Origin of the sequence: Rossellomorea sp. SC111, assembly GCF_024733565.1 — a bacterium.
In the GTDB taxonomy this organism is placed as follows: domain Bacteria; phylum Bacillota; class Bacilli; order Bacillales; family Bacillaceae_B; genus Rossellomorea.
On the sequence record NZ_JANIOC010000003.1, the window covers coordinates 75,224 to 96,147 of the forward strand.

The 20,924-nt window shown below is 43.8% G+C and carries 23 protein-coding genes and 1 riboswitch; of the genes, 6 read left to right on the plus strand and 17 right to left on the minus strand.

The features are described from left to right. Window positions 1-32 precede the first annotated feature (32 nt). Together NQ095_RS04390 and yutH are read right to left on the minus strand one after the other, a co-directional pair. Window positions 33-995 (minus strand): 2-hydroxyacid dehydrogenase, encoded by a 963-nt coding sequence (locus NQ095_RS04390; RefSeq protein ID WP_258262280.1) that lies wholly within the window; start codon window positions 993-995, stop codon window positions 33-35. Between the two features lie 77 nt (window positions 996-1,072). Continuing rightward, window positions 1,073-2,074 (minus strand): spore coat putative kinase YutH, encoded by a 1,002-nt coding sequence (gene yutH / locus NQ095_RS04395; protein WP_258262281.1) that lies wholly within the window; start codon window positions 2,072-2,074, stop codon window positions 1,073-1,075. Between the two features lie 233 nt (window positions 2,075-2,307). Here yutH and NQ095_RS04400 point away from each other — a divergent pair, with 233 nt between their 5' ends. Together NQ095_RS04400 and sda are read left to right on the plus strand one after the other, a co-directional pair. Continuing rightward, on the plus strand, window positions 2,308-2,808 hold the full coding sequence (locus NQ095_RS04400; RefSeq protein ID WP_098439191.1) for a phosphatidylglycerophosphatase A family protein: 501 nt from the start codon (window positions 2,308-2,310) through the stop codon (window positions 2,806-2,808). A 321-nt stretch (window positions 2,809-3,129) separates the two neighbouring features. Next, entirely contained in the window at window positions 3,130-3,243 is a 114-nt protein-coding gene (gene sda / locus NQ095_RS04405) for a sporulation histidine kinase inhibitor Sda (protein WP_375162813.1), read from the plus strand. Here the strand turns inward: sda and NQ095_RS04410 are convergent. From NQ095_RS04410 to NQ095_RS04420, 3 genes are all read right to left on the minus strand, one after another. After that, complete coding sequence (locus NQ095_RS04410; RefSeq protein ID WP_258262282.1) at window positions 3,240-3,491, minus strand: helix-turn-helix domain-containing protein; 252 nt, start codon at window positions 3,489-3,491, stop codon at window positions 3,240-3,242. The two genes, sda and NQ095_RS04410, sit on opposite strands and share 4 nt — an antisense overlap. Window positions 3,492-4,078: 587 nt before the next feature. Further along, window positions 4,079-4,843 (minus strand): TIGR01457 family HAD-type hydrolase, encoded by a 765-nt coding sequence (locus tag NQ095_RS04415; protein ID WP_258262483.1) that lies wholly within the window; start codon window positions 4,841-4,843, stop codon window positions 4,079-4,081. Between the two features lie 134 nt (window positions 4,844-4,977). Next, window positions 4,978-5,415 carry a DUF86 domain-containing protein gene (locus NQ095_RS04420; protein ID WP_258262283.1) on the minus strand — a complete coding sequence of 146 codons (438 nt, stop codon included), beginning with the start codon at window positions 5,413-5,415 and terminating at the stop codon, window positions 4,978-4,980. Window positions 5,416-5,550: 135 nt separating this feature from the next. On the opposite strand from NQ095_RS04420, the gene NQ095_RS04425 reads away from it, so the two are divergent. Together NQ095_RS04425 and NQ095_RS04430 are read left to right on the plus strand one after the other, a co-directional pair. After that, window positions 5,551-5,820, plus strand: a complete 270-nt coding sequence (locus NQ095_RS04425; RefSeq protein ID WP_258262284.1) for a DUF3055 domain-containing protein — start codon at window positions 5,551-5,553, stop codon at window positions 5,818-5,820. A gap of 73 nt (window positions 5,821-5,893) precedes the next feature. Beyond that, entirely contained in the window at window positions 5,894-6,202 is a 309-nt protein-coding gene (locus NQ095_RS04430) for a cytosolic protein (RefSeq protein WP_258262285.1), read from the plus strand. Between the two features lie 43 nt (window positions 6,203-6,245). Here the strand turns inward: NQ095_RS04430 and NQ095_RS04435 are convergent, their stop codons facing one another. After that, window positions 6,246-6,521, minus strand: coding sequence for a YutD family protein (locus NQ095_RS04435; RefSeq protein WP_113968994.1), 276 nt, complete (start codon window positions 6,519-6,521; stop codon window positions 6,246-6,248). Between the two features lie 103 nt (window positions 6,522-6,624). Here NQ095_RS04435 and NQ095_RS04440 point away from each other — a divergent pair, with 103 nt between their 5' ends. Next, window positions 6,625-7,356, plus strand: a complete 732-nt coding sequence (locus NQ095_RS04440) for a YhcN/YlaJ family sporulation lipoprotein (protein WP_258262286.1) — start codon at window positions 6,625-6,627, stop codon at window positions 7,354-7,356. A gap of 202 nt (window positions 7,357-7,558) precedes the next feature. Here the strand turns inward: NQ095_RS04440 and lipA are convergent, their stop codons facing one another. Further along, window positions 7,559-8,476 carry a lipoyl synthase gene (gene lipA / locus NQ095_RS04445; protein ID WP_258262287.1) on the minus strand — a complete coding sequence of 306 codons (918 nt, stop codon included), beginning with the start codon at window positions 8,474-8,476 and terminating at the stop codon, window positions 7,559-7,561. A gap of 219 nt (window positions 8,477-8,695) precedes the next feature. On the opposite strand from lipA, the gene NQ095_RS04450 reads away from it, so the two are divergent. Then, window positions 8,696-9,697: a M23 family metallopeptidase gene (locus NQ095_RS04450; protein ID WP_375162807.1), complete on the plus strand. Its 1,002-nt coding sequence runs from the start codon at window positions 8,696-8,698 to the stop codon at window positions 9,695-9,697. 38 nt (window positions 9,698-9,735) lie between these two features. Here NQ095_RS04450 and NQ095_RS04455 read toward each other — a convergent pair whose 3' ends face one another. The 10 genes from NQ095_RS04455 to sufB form a co-directional block, all read right to left on the minus strand. After that, window positions 9,736-9,843, minus strand: a complete 108-nt coding sequence (locus NQ095_RS04455; RefSeq protein WP_201714229.1) for a methionine/alanine import family NSS transporter small subunit — start codon at window positions 9,841-9,843, stop codon at window positions 9,736-9,738. Between the two features lies 1 nt (window position 9,844). Next, entirely contained in the window at window positions 9,845-11,371 is a 1,527-nt protein-coding gene (locus tag NQ095_RS04460) for a sodium-dependent transporter (protein ID WP_258262288.1), read from the minus strand. Between the two features lie 281 nt (window positions 11,372-11,652). Continuing rightward, window positions 11,653-13,215 carry a Na+/H+ antiporter NhaC family protein gene (locus NQ095_RS04465; RefSeq protein ID WP_258262289.1) on the minus strand — a complete coding sequence of 521 codons (1,563 nt, stop codon included), beginning with the start codon at window positions 13,213-13,215 and terminating at the stop codon, window positions 11,653-11,655. A 116-nt stretch (window positions 13,216-13,331) separates the two neighbouring features. Next, window positions 13,332-13,514: riboswitch (Lysine riboswitch) on the minus strand. Between the two features lie 79 nt (window positions 13,515-13,593). After that, entirely contained in the window at window positions 13,594-14,358 is a 765-nt protein-coding gene (gene yunB, locus NQ095_RS04470; protein ID WP_258262290.1) for a sporulation protein YunB, read from the minus strand. Between the two features lie 58 nt (window positions 14,359-14,416). Beyond that, window positions 14,417-15,529, minus strand: coding sequence for an HD-GYP domain-containing protein (locus tag NQ095_RS04475; protein ID WP_258262291.1), 1,113 nt, complete (start codon window positions 15,527-15,529; stop codon window positions 14,417-14,419). Window positions 15,530-15,918: 389 nt separating this feature from the next. Then, on the minus strand, window positions 15,919-16,221 hold the full coding sequence (locus tag NQ095_RS04480; RefSeq protein WP_258262292.1) for a YunC family protein: 303 nt from the start codon (window positions 16,219-16,221) through the stop codon (window positions 15,919-15,921). Window positions 16,222-16,277: 56 nt separating this feature from the next. Further along, on the minus strand, window positions 16,278-17,630 hold the full coding sequence (locus NQ095_RS04485; RefSeq protein WP_258262293.1) for a bifunctional metallophosphatase/5'-nucleotidase: 1,353 nt from the start codon (window positions 17,628-17,630) through the stop codon (window positions 16,278-16,280). A 27-nt stretch (window positions 17,631-17,657) separates the two neighbouring features. Then, window positions 17,658-18,482 carry a sulfite exporter TauE/SafE family protein gene (locus NQ095_RS04490; protein WP_258262294.1) on the minus strand — a complete coding sequence of 275 codons (825 nt, stop codon included), beginning with the start codon at window positions 18,480-18,482 and terminating at the stop codon, window positions 17,658-17,660. 21 nt (window positions 18,483-18,503) lie between these two features. Beyond that, complete coding sequence (locus tag NQ095_RS04495; protein ID WP_258262295.1) at window positions 18,504-19,346, minus strand: DUF72 domain-containing protein; 843 nt, start codon at window positions 19,344-19,346, stop codon at window positions 18,504-18,506. 154 nt (window positions 19,347-19,500) lie between these two features. Beyond that, complete coding sequence (sufB, locus tag NQ095_RS04500) at window positions 19,501-20,898, minus strand: Fe-S cluster assembly protein SufB (RefSeq protein WP_258262296.1); 1,398 nt, start codon at window positions 20,896-20,898, stop codon at window positions 19,501-19,503. Between the last annotated feature and the right edge of the window lie 26 nt (window positions 20,899-20,924).

A 20,924-nucleotide genomic window follows, 5' to 3' on the forward strand; every position in this document is an offset into this window, starting at 1 on the left:
GAATCCTTTATTGGATTCAGGATCTTTTTCTTTTACTTCACTGCTGTTTTGGGGTTGTCTCCTTTAAGGACGGCAAGTATGTTCTCTACACACAGGCTCATCATGTCATAACGGGTGTCACTAGAGGAGCTTCCGATATGGGGGAGGGCGACGACTTGATCCAATTGCAGGAGAGGATGATCTTCGCTTATCGGTTCGGTTTCGAATACATCCAGTCCTGCTCCCGCGATCTCCCCCCTCTTCAACGCCTGCTCGAGGGCCGATTCATTGACGATGGCTCCACGCGCTGCATTGATGAAGATCGCTGTATCCTTCATTTTACTGAATTGATCTTCCTGGAACATCCCCTCTGTTTCCTTGTTTAAAGGTGCCAGGACGACCACGAAATCCGACTGGGCAAGAAGATCATCAAATGACACATACCGGACTCCGAGGGTCTCTTCCGCTTCGGATTTACGGGAACGGTTATGGTACAGCACTTCCATATCAAATCCTTTCGCCCTTCTCGCCACCGCTTCCCCGATACTTCCCATCCCGACGATCCCCATCGTTTTGTGATGAATATCCATACCGGCAAGGAGAAGAGGCGACCAGCTTTTCCACTTTCCTTCTTTAATGTACCGGTCTGCTTCTACGATTCGTCGCGCTGTTGCCATCAGGAGGGCGAAGGTTAAATCCGCCGTCGTTTCCGTCAATACATCCGGTGTATTGGTGATCGTGACACCCTTTTCTTTTGCCGCTTCAAGATCGATATTGTCATAGCCTACTGCAAGGTTTGCCACAACTTTTAAAGAGGTGGCATTCTGTAAGAGTTCCCGATCGATCTTGTCCGATAGCATGGTAAGTAAAGCAGACGCTTTCTCTGCTTTATCCAGAAGGATGTCCCTCGGCACGGAGGCATCCTCCCGTTCCCACATCTCCACCTCGAACTCTCTTTTTAATGGGTCTACAACGGTCTCAGGAAGTTTCCTCGTAATATAGATGAATGGCTTCACATACATCCCCCGCCTTCACTTTTATTTTCTTCAGTTTAGCATAAAAGGGAAGGCATATCCTATCTTAGGAGATTGGTTTACAGCCACGCTATGAGGGGAATTCCCCATTTTTTCACCGGCACTTCGGACATATGGTAAAAGTCTGACAGGAACGCTTCGTATTGATGGGAATTCTTCAAATAGCGTTCCAGTTTTTCCTCGACTGTCTTTTTCTCCTGTTCTGATTGGGAAATGTAATACTCTTCGATGCATTCGAAATAATGGAGGGGAAACAATAGCCGGGAATACACCAACCTCCATGAAAAAGGGGAAAGGGGTGTAATCGATTCATACTCTTTCAGGAATTCCTGAAGCTCAGGATGGAAGGTTTGGCTCCTCATGAAGTATCGTTCCCTCACCCATTCTGCTATGTCCCTGCTAGAGTGATCGAATACCCATTGAAACGGAAAATGTATGCACATTTCGGTCCCCCATGTTGACTCTAGAAACCGTTCATGACAAATCGTTCCGGCGTCCTCTGCCTTCGGGTCTTCATCAAGCTCCGTATCGACCAAGTATTGAATCGCATTTTCTGAAAGCGCACTATAATAAGGATAACTCTCTACAAACCGGCGTTCAAACTCGTCAGCGGGCTGGTCCTGAATGACCTGGTAAAAGGCCTTTTCCAATTGAGCCATCCTCTTTTCCCACAGACTTTTCCACTGACCCATGCGATTTATCTTCTCCACTTTCTCTTCGAAGGTCCGTCCCCTGAAATGGAATTTACTTAGCTTTCTGCCGAGTTTATGATTTGGTGGGGACTCGATTCCCTCATTTCGAAGGACGACATAATCTTTATCCTTCTCCACCACAAGGAATTTCCCCTCTTGGCTCTGGACAAAGGTCGACACATGCCGGTCCCCGGAGCTTTTCAGGTGCTCTGCCAATTTATAAAGTTCCACCAGGGTTTCCTGTTCCATATTCGATACACCCACAATACTATATACTAATCCCCCGACCATATATCGATCCATCATTCCATCGAAGAATGCCCGCTCAGGATGCAACCCAAAGTGGTTTATTAGAATCTCTTGAGACATACCGACCTCTCCTATCTTTAATGACCGTTCTTTTTCATCATTCATGTGCTAAATGTGCTCCCGGGGATCATCATTTCTCCAGTTATGTGAATATCCAAATCCAGGGATGGGCAAGAATGAGAACAGAAGCTATTATTATGTCTATTTTTCAATTGGGTATCATATGAGTAAAACAAGGCTTCGTCTAATCGAATTAGGGGTTTTATAATCTTTCAAGGAAAAAGGTGAATAAGATGAAGGATAAAGAATCAATGGATTTATTAGAGAGAACCGCACGGAAATGGCTGCATGAAAGAGGAGTGGAAATAGAAGATATTGCTCAATTAGTCATGTACCTTCAACAGAAATATCATCCTGATCTTGAATTGAAGGAATGTGTCTATAACGTTGAACGCGTATTGACGAAGCGTGAAGTGCAGAACGCCATACTTACAGGCATTCAACTTGATATATTAGCTGAGAAAAAGATGCTTGCGGAACCTTTGCAGGCGATTGTTGAAGTAGATGAGGGGTTATACGGTGTGGATGAAATCCTGGCCTTTTCGATTGTAAATGTGTATGGTTCGATCGGATTCACGAACTACGGATATATCGATAAGCAAAAACCGGGGATCCTGGAGAGATTGAATGATAAATCGTCAGGCATGTGCCATACCTTCCTTGATGATATCGTTGGTGCCATTGCAGCTGCCGCTTCAAGCCGATTGGCACACAGGGCAAAGTGCGCAGAATAAAAGGTAATATGTATCCAATCAGACGACAGGGTCGTCTGATTTTTAGTGATGGAAGAAGTGTACAAGATATTTGATACAATCTACCCTAAAAAATATACAAGGTAACATAATTAGATCCATTAACTAACTTAATGTTTGCACATCAGCGAATAATTTTATATAATTACAAATATAGTTGTAATTATATTCATTATAGTTGTAACCAGGGCCTAACTAAAATACATACACACCAAAAAAAGGCTTTCTCTCTTTTGGAGTCTACAGCATCACACATTTTACATACGTTTTTGAAAATGATCGAGGTGAGATCTTATTAAACTCCTGAGTGACAAAGCCCTTATCGATGCCTATACAAAAGCAAAACAGTTAAAACTCAGCATTGAATTCATCATGCTGATTGAACAAGAAATTAAAAAGAGAAAATTAGTTCATTAAAGAATCGTATGATTGTAGATGTCCTGGTGTTCTTCACAAGTCGGCATGATGTCTTCCCATTGGATCTCCAAAGAGCATACGATCGCAAACAGCTTGTTCAAAGAAGGGTTCGCCTCTCCCTTTTCAATCAACGAAATATAATTGACCGTTAATCCACATTTGCGACTTAATTCTTGTATGGTGATTTCTTTTGCTCTTCTATGCTGCCTTATTTTCTTTCCGACAAGTCCTGTAACTGTAATACACATTACCTCACTACCCTTTTAAAAATTCTTTAGAAATGACGTGGATTGTTTCGAAAATCAAGCTAAGAAACAGTGACTTTCATTCTTAAAGTTGTGTGCATTCGTAAAGAATAGTTAGAAATTGAAACAGGTATCAATGCTAATAGTCCCCTACTACCTTTGATGTTTACCCTAGTTAAATACCTTTACACATAATTTCGAAAATTTCTTAAAAAAATTTCACTATTTTACTTTCTGTCGTCATGATCCTTCTGGGTACTCAAATATGCGTCACGGAAAAAGTATCGTTAGTTAGAGGAAAAACCACATAATTCATTAGGAGTATAATGTACATTCACTACTTATTCTTACAACAATATCTATAGAGGCATAGATATCGTTACCAAAAGGACCGCTACAAAAGTCCCCTTAGTATAAATAGTATTTTGTTTACTTCTTTTCACACTAGTTCTATTTTACTTATACAAACGTGTGTTGTCTATTATGAATATGTTACTAATTAAACTAATTATAGACATTTTCTTTTACTTGAGTACTCAGCAGGGTCATGAAAGATGTGGAGGCTGCTGTCAGCCTCCACTTTTTTCATACTATATATCCCATTGATCCAATGTTTCAATTGTATAGGTAGGTTGAATATCCTTTTGAGTCAATGCCTCTTTTGTTGTAACTCCTGTATGAACAAGCAGCGTATCGAGTCCTGCATTTATTCCAGCCAGGATATCTGTGTCATAGTTATCCCCAACCATCAGGGTTTCTTCCTTCGGGACTCCCAACACAGACAATGCCTGTTCCATAATAATGGACTCCGGCTTTCCGATAAAGATCGGTTCGGTCTGGGTAGAGACAGTCACGACAGACGTCAGGGAACCATTTCCCGGAAGCAATCCTCTTTCAGTGGGAATCGCGATATCTCCATTAGTCGAAATAAATGTTGCCCCGTTTCTCACACCTAGGCAAGCAAGGGATAATTTCTCGTAATTGATCTCCCGGTCGATCCCCACTACAACGAAATCCGGTTTATCATTCCGCAGTGTAATGCCGTTCTCTTCAAGCGCTGAGCGTATTCCTTCCTCACCGATGACATAAGCCGTTCCTTCAGGCTTTTCCTTCGCCATATACTGTGCCGTCGCCATGGAAGTCGTAAATACCTGTTCCTTTGTTGCGGGTATATCAAAGGAACGCAATTTTTCCGCCACCTGTTCCGGTCTCCTTGAAGAGTTATTCGTCACGAACAGATAAGGTAAGCCCTTATCCTGCAGCCGTTTCACAAAATCCCCCGCTTCTTCGATCTTCTCCTTCCCTTTATACATCGTTCCGTCAAGATCAATTAAATACCCTTTATATTCTTTCATCATCTACCTCCAAATGTTGTGGTTAGTATGTCCAATATTTCTAATTGCTTCGCTATAAAGTCTACTGAAGTACGTTGCTCTCTAAAGAAAATAAGACAGCGCATCCTCTTTTAGGAAAGCGCTGTCAAATACGTTTAGTTTTTAAATGCCGATACGGGGCCCAGTTCATTTTCAAGGTAGTTACGGACCTTTTGTGGGAATTGGTTCAGTGTTTGGAACACTTCTTCCAGGATGGTATGTAATTGCTTGTGATCAACGGTTGTATATGCCTGGACCAGTGGTTTACGTTGTTCGACGAGGCGTTTAAGGTCTTCGCTCATCTTATCTGTGATCACTTTTTCATCCAGAAGAATATCAATGATATCCTCATAGCTCCCGGGGTCCCTCATGATGAATCCATCGATCATGCTGTTCCCTACGTCCAGGATGGATTCAATGATGACGTGGGCAACCCTTTCAAGGGCCAACTTTTCCAGTGTTGCGTTCCACTGTTCTTGACGACTAAATATGTTTAACTGCTGATCCATATAGGTCAATATTTCTTCAATCTTTTCCCTGTCTACGAAATACATGCTGCTCACCTCTCTCTTAACAATAACCTGACACCTTATTTTAACATAATTTCACCAGACCCATACAGGTACATCCTGCAATTCCCGTCTCAGTCTGATATGATGAAATAAGCAGAAATAGAGGAGGACATCTTGATGAGTGAACGTTTTTATTTATATGACGATACAGAAAATACACGAACGCGATTCGTGAGTTTCATGGGGGAAAACCAGCGGTACGACCTGGCCATTACCCAAACGGAAAGGTATTACGGAAAATCATTGGTTCTGGACCTACAGGGCAGTCGATTTGCCATCATGGGAAGAGATGACCTTGATGAACCCGGTTATGTTGAGAGCGTATTTAAATTGACCGGGGAAGAAGCAGATGAATTAAGGGACTTCTTAGGTGAGATCATCCTCTGATCCAAATGGCCCCTCGAGAGAATGAACTCCGCCTCCCGCTCACATACTAAAGGTATGAAAGGTGGGAGATAAAATGAGCAAAGACCGGAAATCCTATGACAAAGAAGAAGAAGTATACAGTGACTTCTCTAATGTAGAAACATACCGTAATTTCCTCGTCCCCGAAACACTTCCGGAAGGCCCATATGGAGCTCCCAGAGGGAAGCACACCCCTGTTGAAAACAAGAGTACTCCATGGGAAGAAGGACAACGGTATTATAGTGCCTTCAACTACGAGAATAAATCCCTGCATCAGGATATACCTCGTCAGGAACCCGGATCACATCCTGTTCATGCCGACCCGGATGTGAATGAAGAACCGCCGTATACTGAAAACAAGTAAAAGAAAGGAACAAACGACCATCGTCGTTTGTTCCTTTTCATGATTATTTATTGACTTTCTTCACGAGAAAATAAGCGCACCCAAAATTGCAGTATTCATATAAGTAATCCTTATGGGTACTCACCTTCGTGTCAAAAGAAGCCTTCTGATTGTGATCATCGAAGAATCCTTTCAATCGGAGCTGTCCGTATCCCCAGTCACCAAGAATAAAATCATATTTACTTAAGATATCGCTATATCTCTCCTTGAAAGCTTCCTCGTTGAATCCGTCCCTGAATTCCTCGACGATTTCGTAGCACGTGTTCTGCACACAAATCAACTCTGTCCACCCACTTTCGTTTCCTTATTTTAAATTATAACGGATTGTCCATTAATTACTATGAAAAATTACCATAAGAGATGGTCACCCTACTAAATAGGGGGTGTTTAAGTTGAATAAATTACTTTTAGGTACAACGGTCCTCGGCATCACATTAATCGGGACAGCCTGTAACGGCATCGACACTGCCAATGAGGAAATGTTCCACGACAACGGGAATACCATTAACGTAAGTGACAGGGAAGACCTGTATAACGAAAATGGCTGGACCAAAAAAGGGGCCCACCGCGGGGAAGACTTTGGTTATGTCCGCCAGCAGAAGAGCCCTACCGGTGGTCAAAACATTTCCACGAAGGATATGTACAGTATCAATCGCGAGCAGGTAGCCGACAGCATCAGCAAAATGGGCGTCGCCCTTCCTGACGTGAAAGATTGCTCGACCCTCGTGACGGACGAAGAAGTTCTGGTCTCTTATGTGACCGACAAAAAAGATAAACAAGGACGCTTCGAAGTAGCCGACCAGGTAAAGAAAACAGCTATGTCGGTCATTCCGCGCTGGTACCATGTCTATGTGACAGATGACAAAGCGTTAATGCGAAATGTTGAAAACCTGGCCCAAATGGATAGTGACAGCAAAAACGCGAATACAGCCATTGACGATACCATCAACTTGATGCTTAAAGACTCTCCACAAGGTAGAAATGTCGACTCAGGTGAAAACGCCAACGGTGAAATGACATCTGATCAATACGAAATGCGTGATGATGATACCCATAAAATCAATATGGATCGTCAGAAACGGAATGACTATACTGATAATAATATGATGGACTAAAGAAAAGCGCAGGCGGCTCGTTCAGCCCCGACAAGCATAAGACGAATCAACCGGAAAGGCGTTCTTTGCCTTTTTGGTTGATTTGACTTATGACCTCGAGCCTCTAGCCCGCCGGAGCTGGACATCTCGAAAAACTTCATCTACAAAAAGGACTGACTGTCAGAGAGCTTCTCCTTCAGGTCAGTCCTTTTGTATTTCTGAATTATGCGTTCTGTACTTCCTGCTCACCCTTAGCTTGTCGGGCTTTCGCTGCTGCGTTCACTTGCTCATCGGCATGGTAAGAAGAGCGAACGAGCGGGCCGGCTTCACAGTGGCTGAAGCCTTTTTCCATTGCCGCTTCACGAAGTTCGGCAAATTCATCAGGATGATAGTATTTTTGAACCTTCAAGTGCTTCTTCGATGGTTGCAGGTATTGACCTAATGTCACGATGTCTACATGATTGGCACGTAAATCATCCATCGTTTCAAGAATTTCTTCCTTCGTTTCCCCGAGACCGACCATAATGCTTGATTTCGTAGGGATGTCCGGATTCAATTCTTTCGCACGGCGCAGGAATTCCAATGTACGATCGTAAGTCGCACGGGCTCGAACTCTTGGAGTCAGACGGCGAACCGTTTCGACATTGTAATTCATGATATCAGGTTTAGCATCCATCAATGTCTTGATATTATCGAATATCCCACCCATATCAGAAGGCAGTACTTCGATGGATGTAAACGGGCTCTTACGACGGATAGCGCGGACGGTTTCAGCAAAGACTTTTGAACCGCCGTCTTTCAGGTCATCACGGGCAACCGCTGTAATGACGACGTGCTTTAAGTTCATTAATTGTACGGAATCCGCAACGCGTTCAGGCTCTTGCAAGTCCAATTCAGTCGGTAGACCTGTTTTAACGGCACAGAAACGGCAGGCACGTGTACAAATGTCACCCAGGATCATGAACGTTGCCGTACGTCTCGTTCCCCAGCACTCATGAATATTAGGACAACGAGCCTCTTCACAAACTGTATGAAGATTGTTTTCCCGCATCATTTTTTTCAGACCCATATAATTATCGTTCGTATTCAGCTTAATCTTAAGCCAATCCGGTTTACGAATGTGTTCATCTTTCTTACTCATACCCCTCATCTCCAATCCTAAATAATTCTGACTTAGGCAAAGAGTGAAACGTTGTCTCGTTCATCCTATGTAAAAAAAGCCATCATCAATATACTTCTTTTGTCACTTTATCATACTAAAAAAGTGAAAACAAGCATGTGATGCCCTATTACCATTTATTGATGATTATGAATCCCCCGGAACGATACAAACTACTAATAGGCCCCTAAAAATGGAGGGATGATTTTGTACAAACGATTGATCTTTTGCATCGTTTTCTTCTTAGCGATCAGTCCGTGTCAGGGCTTTGCAGCAGAAAAGCTTACGGACGAACAGATTTACACGAAACGAATGGAATTATTTCAAAAGAGCGAGGCATTGACGCATATCCCCTGGTACTACCTGGCTGCCATTGATCAGTATGAACGCAGTCTCCGGTTCGTCCGTAAAGACAGGGATAAACCATCCTCTTTCATCTCGATTTATATGGAGCCAGAAAAGTGGGTCGGTCCTTTGAACCCCCACCCCGAAGATGACAATCCTGAAACGATCGCTCTTTTCAATGGAGCCGGTCGGGACGGGGATCATGACGGTAAAGCAAGCCTGAAAAGTGATGAAGATATTCTTGCCGCATTAACCGACTTTATACTCCGTTACGGCATTGATCACGACAACTTCAAGCTTGCCCTCTGGGATTATTACAAACGGGATAAAACCGTCAGTATCATTATGGGAAATGCCAAAATATATAAACAGTACGGAACGATTCATCTCAATCAAAAAGCCTTTCCACTCCCCCTGAGATTCAACTATAGTTACCGAAACACTTGGGGAGATGCCCGGGGATGGGGCGGAAGACGGATCCATGAAGGGACGGACCTATTTGCTGATTATGGGGTTCCTGTCAGGGCGACCTCATATGGAATCATCGAAATGAAAGGCTGGAATCGTTATGGAGGCTGGCGTATCGGAATACGTGACATTAATAATACGTATCATTACTACGCCCATTTGAGTGGTTTCGCCAAAGATCTTCATGTCGGACAAGTGGTTGAGCCAGGAATGGTGATCGGTGGAGTCGGAAGCTCAGGATATGGACCTCCGGGAACGTCAGGAAAATTCCCTCCGCACTTACATTATGGAATGTATAAGGATAATGGTCTGACGGAATGGTCTTTCGATCCCTATCCCCACTTAAGAATGTGGGAACGCCAGGACAGGATCAAAAGCAGGAAACACTAAAAAGCAGACAATGGAGATTCCATCGTCTGCTTCTTTTCTTATACCTGTTTTTTTGATTTGGAAACAGCGTTCATGATACTAGCTGCTAATCCACCCCAGATGATGACCATTCCTACAACCATCATAGCAATCGCGCTACCAGTCATGTTAGCTTACCTCCTTATAACTATCAGCTTCTGTCTTGGCATGCCAGCGTTTAAATCCGAAGGCAACCCCTACAATGATGGCAAAGGCTGCTACGAACCATCCGCTATAGAGAATGAAGGTATCTGAATACCCTTCGTAGTTTCCTGTTTCCGTGTCAAATTCTTTTAACAAATTCATTTTGAATAGACCGAACATCATCCATCCAAGGACAATCGGAGTGATGACGCCAAGACATACTTTCCACCAGGCACCAAGTTGGATATCGGAAATTCCATTCGCATGGGATTGGAATGCTCCCAATTTACGAAGGAACCAGGCGATCACGACTACTTCCACTAACCCGACAAACGCCACTCCGAATTGGTTGATGAAGTAATCCGCTACATCAAGGAACAGCAGTCCGCCCTGTGTGGCAAAAAGAATGGAGATAACGGCTGAAAGTCCGCCACCGAATAGGACGGCTTTATTGCGGGAAATCCCGAATTTTTCAGAAACAGCGGCTACATATGTTTCCGAGATGGAAATTAATGATGACAATCCGGCAAGGACGAGTGAAGCAAAGAATAGGAAACCAAAGACTTCGTTGAACGCCGGAAATTCGTTAATGATCTGCGGGAAGACAACAAACGCCAGACCCACACCGCCACTTACTACATCCTGCACTGCCACACCTTGTGATTGTGCCATGAAACCAAGTGCAGCAAATACTCCGATACCTGCCAATAACTCGAAGCCTGAGTTACTGAACCCTGTAATGAACGCGTTGTTCGTAATATCCGATTTCTTTGGCAAATAACTTGAATACGTAATCATGATGGCAAAGGCAATGGATAAGCTGAAGAAAATCTGTCCATATGCCGCCACCCACACGCCAGGATCGGCAATTTTACTGAAGTCCGGCTTGAAGAACGCATCCAGACCATCCATCGCTCCAGGTAATGTTAAAGCGCGAATAACAATAATTAAGAATAAGATAACAAGTGCTGGAATAAAGATTTTATTCGCTACTTCGATTCCTTTCTTTACACCCTTGAAAAGAATACCAAGCGTGACTGCCCATACGATGACTAGAGGGATGAATACCCCGGGGACCACGCTTCCCGTCTGGCCTGCGTCCACTGAAAGCTTTAAATAATCACTGAAAAGGAATGATTCCGTATCTTTCCCCCAGCCTAAATTGAAAGAAAATACGCTGTACGACATCGCCCATGCGATAATGACGGCATAATAGGTGGAAATGACGAAGGCAATTAAAACCTGCCACCAGCCAAGCCATTCTGTTTTCTTATTAAGACGGTAATAAGATAACGGTGCTGAACCACGGAACTTATGACCAATTGTAAATTCAAGTACTAATAATGGAATACCTGCTGTTAGAAGAGCGAATAAATAAGGAATAAAGAATGCTCCCCCACCATTTTCATACGCTACTGCCGGAAAACGCCAAATGTTCCCTAATCCGATTGCTGAACCGACAGCTGCAAGAATAAATCCTGCCCGTGTACCAAACTGTGCACGATTCTCCATGTTGTTCCCCCCTAGTTCTTTCCAACTACCTGCCTTGAGGTAATTGAAATTTTTATATTTTCAGATTATTTATAATCTAAAGTCAGTATAGCTAGTTCCAGGACAATTGTCAAAGCTTTATTTTAGTGTTTTATTGAGAAATTAACCAAATTTCTACAGTACTATTTCACAATAAGAATTTTGTCGGATTTTGGAGAATGGGTGGCGATGGAATCATGCGGGGAAATCGGCTTGATTACATAAAAAAACCAGAAGCTGTGTAGGCTTCTGGTTTTTTTGAATTACTCTGCAGATGCAGGCTTTGCTTTTTCACCGAACAAAAAGGCAAAGGCAAGGATCAAAATGATGACAACCGCGAGACCAAGGATGGTGCTGCCGGTGAATCCTAATACAAGGTAACCGATGGCTGCAACAACTGCACCGATAGCGGCATATGGAAGCTGGGTGATCACGTGATCGATATGGTTGCTTCCCGCTCCTGTAGATGAAAGGATCGTTGTATCCGAAATTGGTGAACAATGGTCACCCAATACAGATCCGGCAAGTACCGCTGCCATGGCAGGAAGTAAGATACTTACATCTGTCGCTGCAGCAATTTCTCCGGCGATCGGGAGTAAGATACCAAATGATCCCCAAGAGGTACCCGTTGAGAAAGCCATGATTCCGGCAACCAGGAATAAGATGACCGGTAACGCCTGCATCGGTAAGCTTGATTGTTCAACGAGACCGGCAAGATACGTACCCGTTTGCAGTTGATCGATCAGTGTCACGATCGTCCATGCAAAGATCAGAATGTAAACAGCAGGAAGCATCGACTTGATCCCTTCCACTACAGCTGTCCCGATGGCACTCCCTTCAATTCCTTTCAAGCTGACTTGGCGAAGGAAGAAAATCAGGGATATTAGAAGTCCGAATAATCCACCATACAATAATGATTTGGTTACATCCGTATTTTCAAAAATCGGCAGCAGGTCAAATGATCCCACCGCTTGATACCCAGTCCACAGCATCATGGACACAGTCCCGATGACAAGGGCAACGATCGGCCAGACAAGATCGCCCACCGAACCTTTTGAGCTGACTGGAAGATCATTTTTCAATTCTCCGGGGATTTCTTTGCCCGGATCATAAAGATCTCCTGTTTCAAGGGCGCGCACTTCATGCTCTTTCATTTTACCGAAATCGAGCCCCTTATAGGCGACCATGATGACAAGCAGAACTGCTGCCCATACATATAGGTTCATTGGAATCATTTGAATGAATGCTGAGAATGCCGTGTACTCCGTGATATTGTGAGTAGCAAGAATGGAGCCGATGATCCCGATAATGTATGCTCCCCAGCTTGAAATCGGGGAAACGACACAGATCGGAGCCGATGTTGAATCAATGATATAGGCTAATTTAGCACGTGAAATTCTGTGACGATCCGTAATGGGTCTTGAAACCTGACCGACAGCAAGGGCATTGAAATAGTCGTCAATAAAAATGATGATACCTAATACCGCAGCCAAAAGCTGTGCACCCTGTCTTGTCTTCACACGTTTCATCGCCCATTCACCGAATGCGCGGCTACCGCCTGAAATATTCACAAATGCTGTGATGATACCAAGAATAAGTAAGAAGAAAATGATGTAGACATTCCAGGTGTTAAGTCCACCGTCTGCGACAAAGATGCCCTTAAAGGCGTCCCACATAAAGCTGAATGTTTTCGTGATTGAGAAATCTGCCAACAGAAAGGCAGACGCAACGATTCCCACTCCCAATGAAAGTAGAACCCGTCTTGTGAGAATAACCATAAGAATGGCTAAAAGGGGTGGTAATAATGAGTAAATCGTGTTTTCCATAGTGTCCTCCTCCTATTTGATAGGGGGGGAACCATCGTAGCATGACAGAGGATAATAAAAAAAGGCAACGATAGAGAAGCTATCATTACCTTAGTAAGTAATTTAAGTGCTCCATCACGATCTGTAGCTCCCCATTATAGAGATTTCCCTATAATGACAGTGTTATCCTTCTTCAAGACAACCCCAGCAAATATCCCTTCGACAAGCATATTTACTTCGGCAAAGATTCCCTTTCATCTGTTTTCTCAGTTGTCATCCTCGAACAGATTACTCTTGAACCCTGCGCCTCTACCCCATCGGACTGATGATGTGGTGTGTTATAAAATTTTCTTTATTAATATAACAAACTATCATTCTTTTGACAACTTTTTTTCCTGACTAATTTGTGGGAAATTCAATGGAAGGACTCGATCCCCCTCCACCACTGTTATAGAATTGCGGTACATCCAGATGAACGGTACCCATCGCAACCAGGATATCCTGCTTGATCGTTTCGGTTTTCGTCGCAAACGGGATGATGATCTGCACGTTCACTTCAAGCTCCACAAATACCTTCACAACGGCATTATTGATCCCGAACTGCTCTACCGTCGTTTTCACATCGGATCGTACATCACCGATGGAATGAAAACGGATCGGGATTTTCGGCCCCAGGTTCCCGAGCAATACGTTATTCGTCGCCTGGCCCAAAGGAACGGAATAGGTAATGCCCTTTGATGTTTTGGACTTCCCTTGATCAATTTCCACCTCAGTGAGGAATTCAAGATTTTCAATATTCCCCGCTTCTGCTTCCTGAAGATTCTGTTGTACTAGATTCGTGATTTCTGCCTGGACCCTGTTGATCGTCTGTGTATTATATTTAAACGAAACGATATCTCCTTCTGAGTTCTTCACTTCTTCTGTTATATCCGAAATATCCAGAACATCGGCAATCTTCTTATTGATCGCTTTGTTAATCACCAGGGTACCGATCCTGCTCGTTTGTGTTTCGGCATAAGCAAGGAGAGTCGGCTTCAGCCCTTTGTTAATGATCCACAATCCGAATCCCGTTGACATCATAAAGAATAGAAACGTAATGATCATGACATGTCGAAAAGGCAGCGGACCTCCTCTTCGGGGTTTGTAGGTTTTGAACTTTGACAAAAAAATCCCCCCTTACAAGCTATTTGTATGCATTGTAAGAGGGGTTTAACGCAAAAATTTATTTAATCTTAAGAGATTGCGGTTCATAATCCGGATCAAAGCCTGTGATCACCTTGTCTAATTCCTTGCTTAAATCGATTGGATAAGGCGAGACTAACTCCTGACCATCTTCTTCGATGATCCGTATTACAGGGCGGTCTGTCACCCCTTTATTTTGATCGGTGACAATTCCTTTCCGTCCATCATTCAATTCCACGATCATGCCATTCGGAAACATCGCGACCGATGACCGGAAGGCTTCGATCACATGTGGGTCGAACAGGGATCCAGATCCCGCATACAAGACCTCCAATGCCTGATGGGGAAGCATCGCTTTCCTGTAAACCCGATTAGACGTCATGGCGTCGAATACATCTGCCACAGCGATGATCTTTGCGAAGGGATGAATATCTTCACCCTTGATCCCCCGCGGATAACCGGAGCCATCAAGCCTCTCATGATGCTGATAGGCACAGTGTGCGATGATCAGGGACACTGAATGAAGCTGTCTCAAAATGTCAAAGCCATGTTCAGAGTGTTTCTTGATTTCGCAGAATTCATCTTCCGTAAGCTTCCCAGGCTTTAACAGGATTTCTTCCGGTACAAGCATCTTACCGATATCATGGAGGATCGCCCCAACCCCGAGCTGCTCCAGCTGCTTCTGTGAAAGCTTTAGTTCAAGACCGATGGAAAGTGTATATAACGTAACATTAAATGAATGATGAAAAATATAGGAGTCGTATGTAAACACATCTGTCAAAATCGTCAGAAGATCATGATTCGCCTTTACCTCGGACAGGACGACATCAATCACCTGCTTTAATTGAGAAGCACTATCTTCAATCACAAGGAGGCTTGGCTTCTCTTTGGATGTGCTTATTTGATTGAAGGCCATCTCGATATTCTGAACCGCCTCTTGTCTCACTTTACTCGAAACGGTCCCTTTCACATGGATTCCACTGGAAAGAGAGTCTTCAATATAAACATACTGAATACTAAGCTCCTGCAATCTGTAAATCATGCGTTCTGTAATGGGAACATTATCATGAATCAACGCTTGACCTCTCATATTATATACCGTTGTAGCTAGAACCATGCCGGGTTTCAACGCCCTTGTTGATATAAGCCTCATAGAATTCTCCTATGTAATTCTTTCATTTTTCGACAAAATTTCCTAGTATCTCCATTATAAAGGATAAAAATGATCTTGCAAGGTGTATTTGTTTAAATATTCATGAAAGAATATCGAGGTAATAAGAGGAATTTCCTTAATGTGGGAGGGTCTGGGTGACTGGGTAAAGACTCGCATTTCCTTATTTTGTAAATAAACGCAATTGAGGTTGATTTTGACGCAATTTAAAATATAATGACGCAATTACTCTTATAGCAGCAAATGAAAGTATAAAAAATAGCATTTCCAAATACCAAATATACCCATTAGCAAAACTTCCCCCTAATCATCCTATTTCTTCCCAAAATTAAGACCAGCCACTCAATAATGAGCACTGGTCATTCTATGTTCTATATCATTTTTAACAGTGCGTCCTTTCCGGCCATTCCCGTGTGGATGCCGAGATTCGCTGCTTCGTAGGTGACGGACTCCAGTGGCGCATCGAGGAGCTGATCGATGGTTTTCACACCAACCGCTCTTCCTGCGATGATCCCCCTGTCCTTTAATTTTTCATTCAGCAGTGCAACATCAAGTGCCCCACACATTATATATCCTTTTTCACTCGTCACGACGAGGAGATTGGTTTTCGGAAGTGCAACAGAAATCGCTGTAAAGGTATGTCCCCCAATGGAAATCGGAGATACATTCATCATGGTTCATCGCTCCCTTCACTCATATGTATGTCATGAGTGTGGAAACGGTGAGACATTTACTGTTTCAATTTCCATTCGAGGACATCCCGTAAAAACTCCGGCATAAAGTACTTCTTCTCAAGCCTCTGGAGGTCCGGAAAAAAGTGGCCGAATGTAAACATATCCGGCAGGGCCAGCTTGTATATCTTCCCGGGCTCGATCGGACCGTTTCCGATGAAGATGTCATGGTCTTCAAAATGGATATTCGAATACACGAACCTCCCCATCACTTTCCCCCTGAAACCAAGTCCCTTCACTTCAAGATGCGGCCAGTCTTCATTGAGGGTCTGCTTAATGATTTCCTTCAGCTCAGCTCCCTTCATCCGGATCATGCAAGGGTTGATGGGGTGTGGAAGGATGCGATGCAAATCCTGCTTTGTCACCCTTCCTTCGTCAAGTCCCTCTATGAGAAGACCGGCATTAAGGAAACCGCAATCAGCTCCACACCACTCCATTAGTGCATCACAAAGCATTTCAGGAAGTGGAGATGGCTGAAACCAATTAACAGGGAATGCGTTTGTCAGGCAGGTCACTTCCTGCTTTAATAGCTCCTCCCCGTCCCGGAACCATTGATCTCTTTCCTCCGCTTCCCTGATAACGGCCGGAAGTTCCCCCTGCTCATATAGTCGTGCCTTCTTTTCCATGACCTGCTTGGTGTCTGTATCCACCTCAATCCTCACATGACCGACATAATGACCATATTTCCCTGCAGCACCGAGCATGGTGCCATTCACCTCTTTCCCCTGAGGCAGGACATGGTGAGTATGGGCACCCAGGATAACGTCTATTTCAGGAAATTGTTCACCGATCATCTCGTCATCCCTTATCCCCAAATGGGAAAGGAGTATGATCATATCGACGCTTTGGCGAACCTCCTGAACCAACTCCCTAAGTTCATCCAAAGGGGAGGTAATGTTCCAGCCGAGAGCTTTATAAAATGGTTTGAAATAGGCCGTTAAACCGAGGACGCCAATCCTCATACCACTTCCCGTCTCATATATCCGGTGAGTCTCCACCCATTCTGGACGCCGTGAGGAACGATCCAGCAGGTTTCCTACAATCACATCAAACCGGGCACTGTCATACAGGCTGTTTAAATCATCATAATCCAATGTGATTCCTTCATTGTTGCCGATTGTTACAGCATCGAACCCAGCTTCATTTAATAAATCAACGTTCCCTTTTCCCAACGTCGCTTCTGTCAATGGATGCCAGCGGTCCACATGGTCACCGATGTCAAATAGATACACAGACTCACCGTCATTTACATGCTTCTCTTTTCTCTGTTGTAAAAAATCCCTGATTCTTGGCCAGTTCTCAAAGTGACTGTGAAGATCGTTCGTATGATAAATATGTATGGTTTCTCCCATAAATCGTTCACTCCCATTGGAGGAATGTTATCCTGTCATTCCTTGATAAATCAATCGAATACCAATTAAAATCAATATTATCCTCAATACGCTCACCAATACTTTGGACTCGAGCTTCGTATTGATATATGCCCCGGCCTTTGCCCCGATCCAGGCTCCCGGAATGAGAGCCAGTGCATACAGCCATTTGACATTCCCGAACAACACATGTGTTCCCGAGCTCACCAATGCCGAAAGAAAAATCATGAACATGGATGTTGCAATAGCCACATGGGGTGGGAAAAGAAAAATCAGGATCATGGCAGGGACCATGAGAGAACCGCCGCCAATGCCAAACAGACCAGAAGTAAATCCAACAACGAAGGCGATCATCACTCCAAGTACTGGAGGGTATCCATACCGGAAGGTTTCTCCATTTGGGTCGGTGAATTCCCTCTGAAAAGATGCATTTCTGAATTTTTCTATAGGCTTTAATTTATTCCTGATCATAAGAATAAGGGCTACCAGTATCATAAAGATACCAAAATAAAGATTGAAGCTTTCCATATTCAATCCCTTGTTCACCCAGGCACCAAGAATCGAACCGGGTCCGCTGCCCGCAAAGAAAATCAATCCGCTTTTATAATCGACGGTTTTATGCTTTAAGTATGCAAGGGTGGAAGATAACCCTGTAAAAATCATGATGACCAATGAGGTACCCACAGCGGTCTGCGGGTTCATCCCTTCTACCAGGCTTGTATATGTACCAAAATAGATCAGGGCGGGTACTATGATGACGCCACCGCCTAAACCGACCAGTGATCCTATCGCACCTGCCAAAAGCCCGATCGATAGAAGAACAATCCATTCCATCTGCCTTTCATCTCCTGTCGGCTAAAATAAATCCAACTGCTTCGGGGCAAGTCCTTCATACTCAAGCCCCAATAATTCAATCAATTCTTTCGCATTATCAGCCGCGTCCCCACCAGAATTATTGTTAAAAAGAAGATAAAGATCCTTAGACCTTTCTTGCAACTCATGAATATGGGGGATCCACTCCTCGAGCTCAACACGATTATAGCGATATAAATAGCGGACCTCCCGCCAATCTTCCCCATTCGGTTTATTCCATCCATAAAGATTCCTGCCGTGAAACCGGATAAGAGTGGCATCTTCATGCGTCGCTTCCAGCACCCGGGGAACGGATCCTTCACCTGCTTGAGGTTCATCACAAATGCTGTGGATCCATCCTTCTTTTTTCATGAACGTCAGGGTCTTGTCCCGATACTCGGGTCTGAACCAGCTCTGATGCCGGAATTCAAGTGATACAGGAAGATCTTTCAATTGCTCCCTGCAATACCGTATATAATCGACATTCTCTTTTTTACAATCGTACCATGGCGGGAATTGAAGAAGGACCATCGCCAGTTTCCCTGCATTCGTGTATGGAGCAAGGGACTCTTTAAAGGCTCTGAACATTTCTTCCTTTGTTTCAAAAGGGATTTCTCCACGCTGATGACCAGTCATCCCCTGGTATGCTTTTACAATAAATTTAAAGTCCCCTGGTGTTTCCTTTACCCATTTCTCCGCATTCCGAATAGGCTGGACAGCATAAAACGTCGTGTCCACCTCCACGATGGGGAAATGAGCTCCGTATTCTTTTAGTTTGTCCCTGGGGGAAACATTCTCATAGAGGGTATCATGATCTCCCCAGCCTGTCACACCTATGTATATCATCCGCATTCACCTGCTTTATTATGAACATGTCCATTTTATCATAAGGGAATTGGAAATTCTTATGTTTAGTTTCATTGAGGGATAGCAGGGTGATTTATTAAAACCAAAAAAACTCCCCTGATGAGATATCAAGGGAGTTTGATTTGATTGCTGATTAACCGATAGAACCTTCCATCTCAAACTTGATCAGACGGTTCATTTCCACTGCGTATTCCATTGGAAGTTCTTTCGTGAATGGCTCGATGAAGCCCATTACGATCATTTCTGTTGCTTCTTCCTCAGAAATACCACGGCTCATAAGATAGAATAATTGTTCTTCTGATACTTTTGAAACCTTCGCTTCGTGTTCTAACGAGATGTTATCGTTCAGAATTTCGTTGTAAGGGATCGTATCGGAAGTCGATTGATTATCCATGATCAGCGTGTCACACTCAATGTTCGAGCGTGCGCCTTCCGCTTTACGGCCAAAGTGTACAATTCCACGGTACGTTACTTTCCCGCCATGTTTGGAGATGGACTTGGAAACGATTGTAGAAGATGTGTTAGGTGCCAGGTGAATCATTTTCGCTCCGGCATCCTGGTGCTGGCCTTTACCTGCAAGTGCAATGGATAGTGTCATACCACGTGCGCCTTCACCCTTAAGGATGACCGCAGGGTATTTCATCGTTAGTTTAGAACCGATGTTTCCATCTACCCATTCCATCGTTGCGTTCGCTTCACATACGGCACGTTTCGTAACCAGATTGAACACGTTGTTCGCCCAGTTTTGAATCGTTGTATATCGGCAGTACGCATCTTTCTTGATGATGATTTCAACGACTGCAGAGTGAAGTGAATTCGTTGTGTAAACAGGTGCCGTACAACCCTCTACATAGTGAACGCTTGCGCCTTCGTCGACGATGATCAGTGTACGCTCGAACTGACCCATGTTTTCAGAGTTAATACGGAAGTAAGCTTGAAGCGGTGTATCCACCTTTATGCCTTTAGGAACATAGATGAAGGATCCACCAGACCAAACCGCTGAGTTCAGGGCTGCAAACTTGTTATCCGTCGGAGGGATTACCTTTGCCCAGTGCTCACGGAAAAGTTCTTCATTCTCTTTAAGGGCAGAATCTGTATCTTTAAATACGATTCCCATGTCTTCAAGATCTGATTGCATATTGTGATAGACAACCTCTGATTCATACTGTGCAGATACCCCTGCAAGATATTTTTGCTCAGCTTCCGGAATCCCTAATTTATCAAACGTCTGCTTGATTTCTTCAGGTACTTCATCCCAGCTGCGCTCTGATCTCTCAGACGGCTTCACATAGTAAGTGATCTCATCGAAGTTCAGTTCCTGCATGTCTCCGCCCCATTGAGGCATAGACATATTATAAAAATGCTCAAGTGACTTCAAACGGAAATCAAGCATCCACTTAGGCTCTTCTTTCATACGAGAAATTTCTTCTACAATTTCCCGCGTCAAACCACGTTTAGAACGGAAAATCGATACGTCTTTATCGCTAAAGCCATATTTATAGTCTCCGATCTCAGGCATCTTCTTTGCCATGTTGATTCCTCCATTCTTAAATAGAG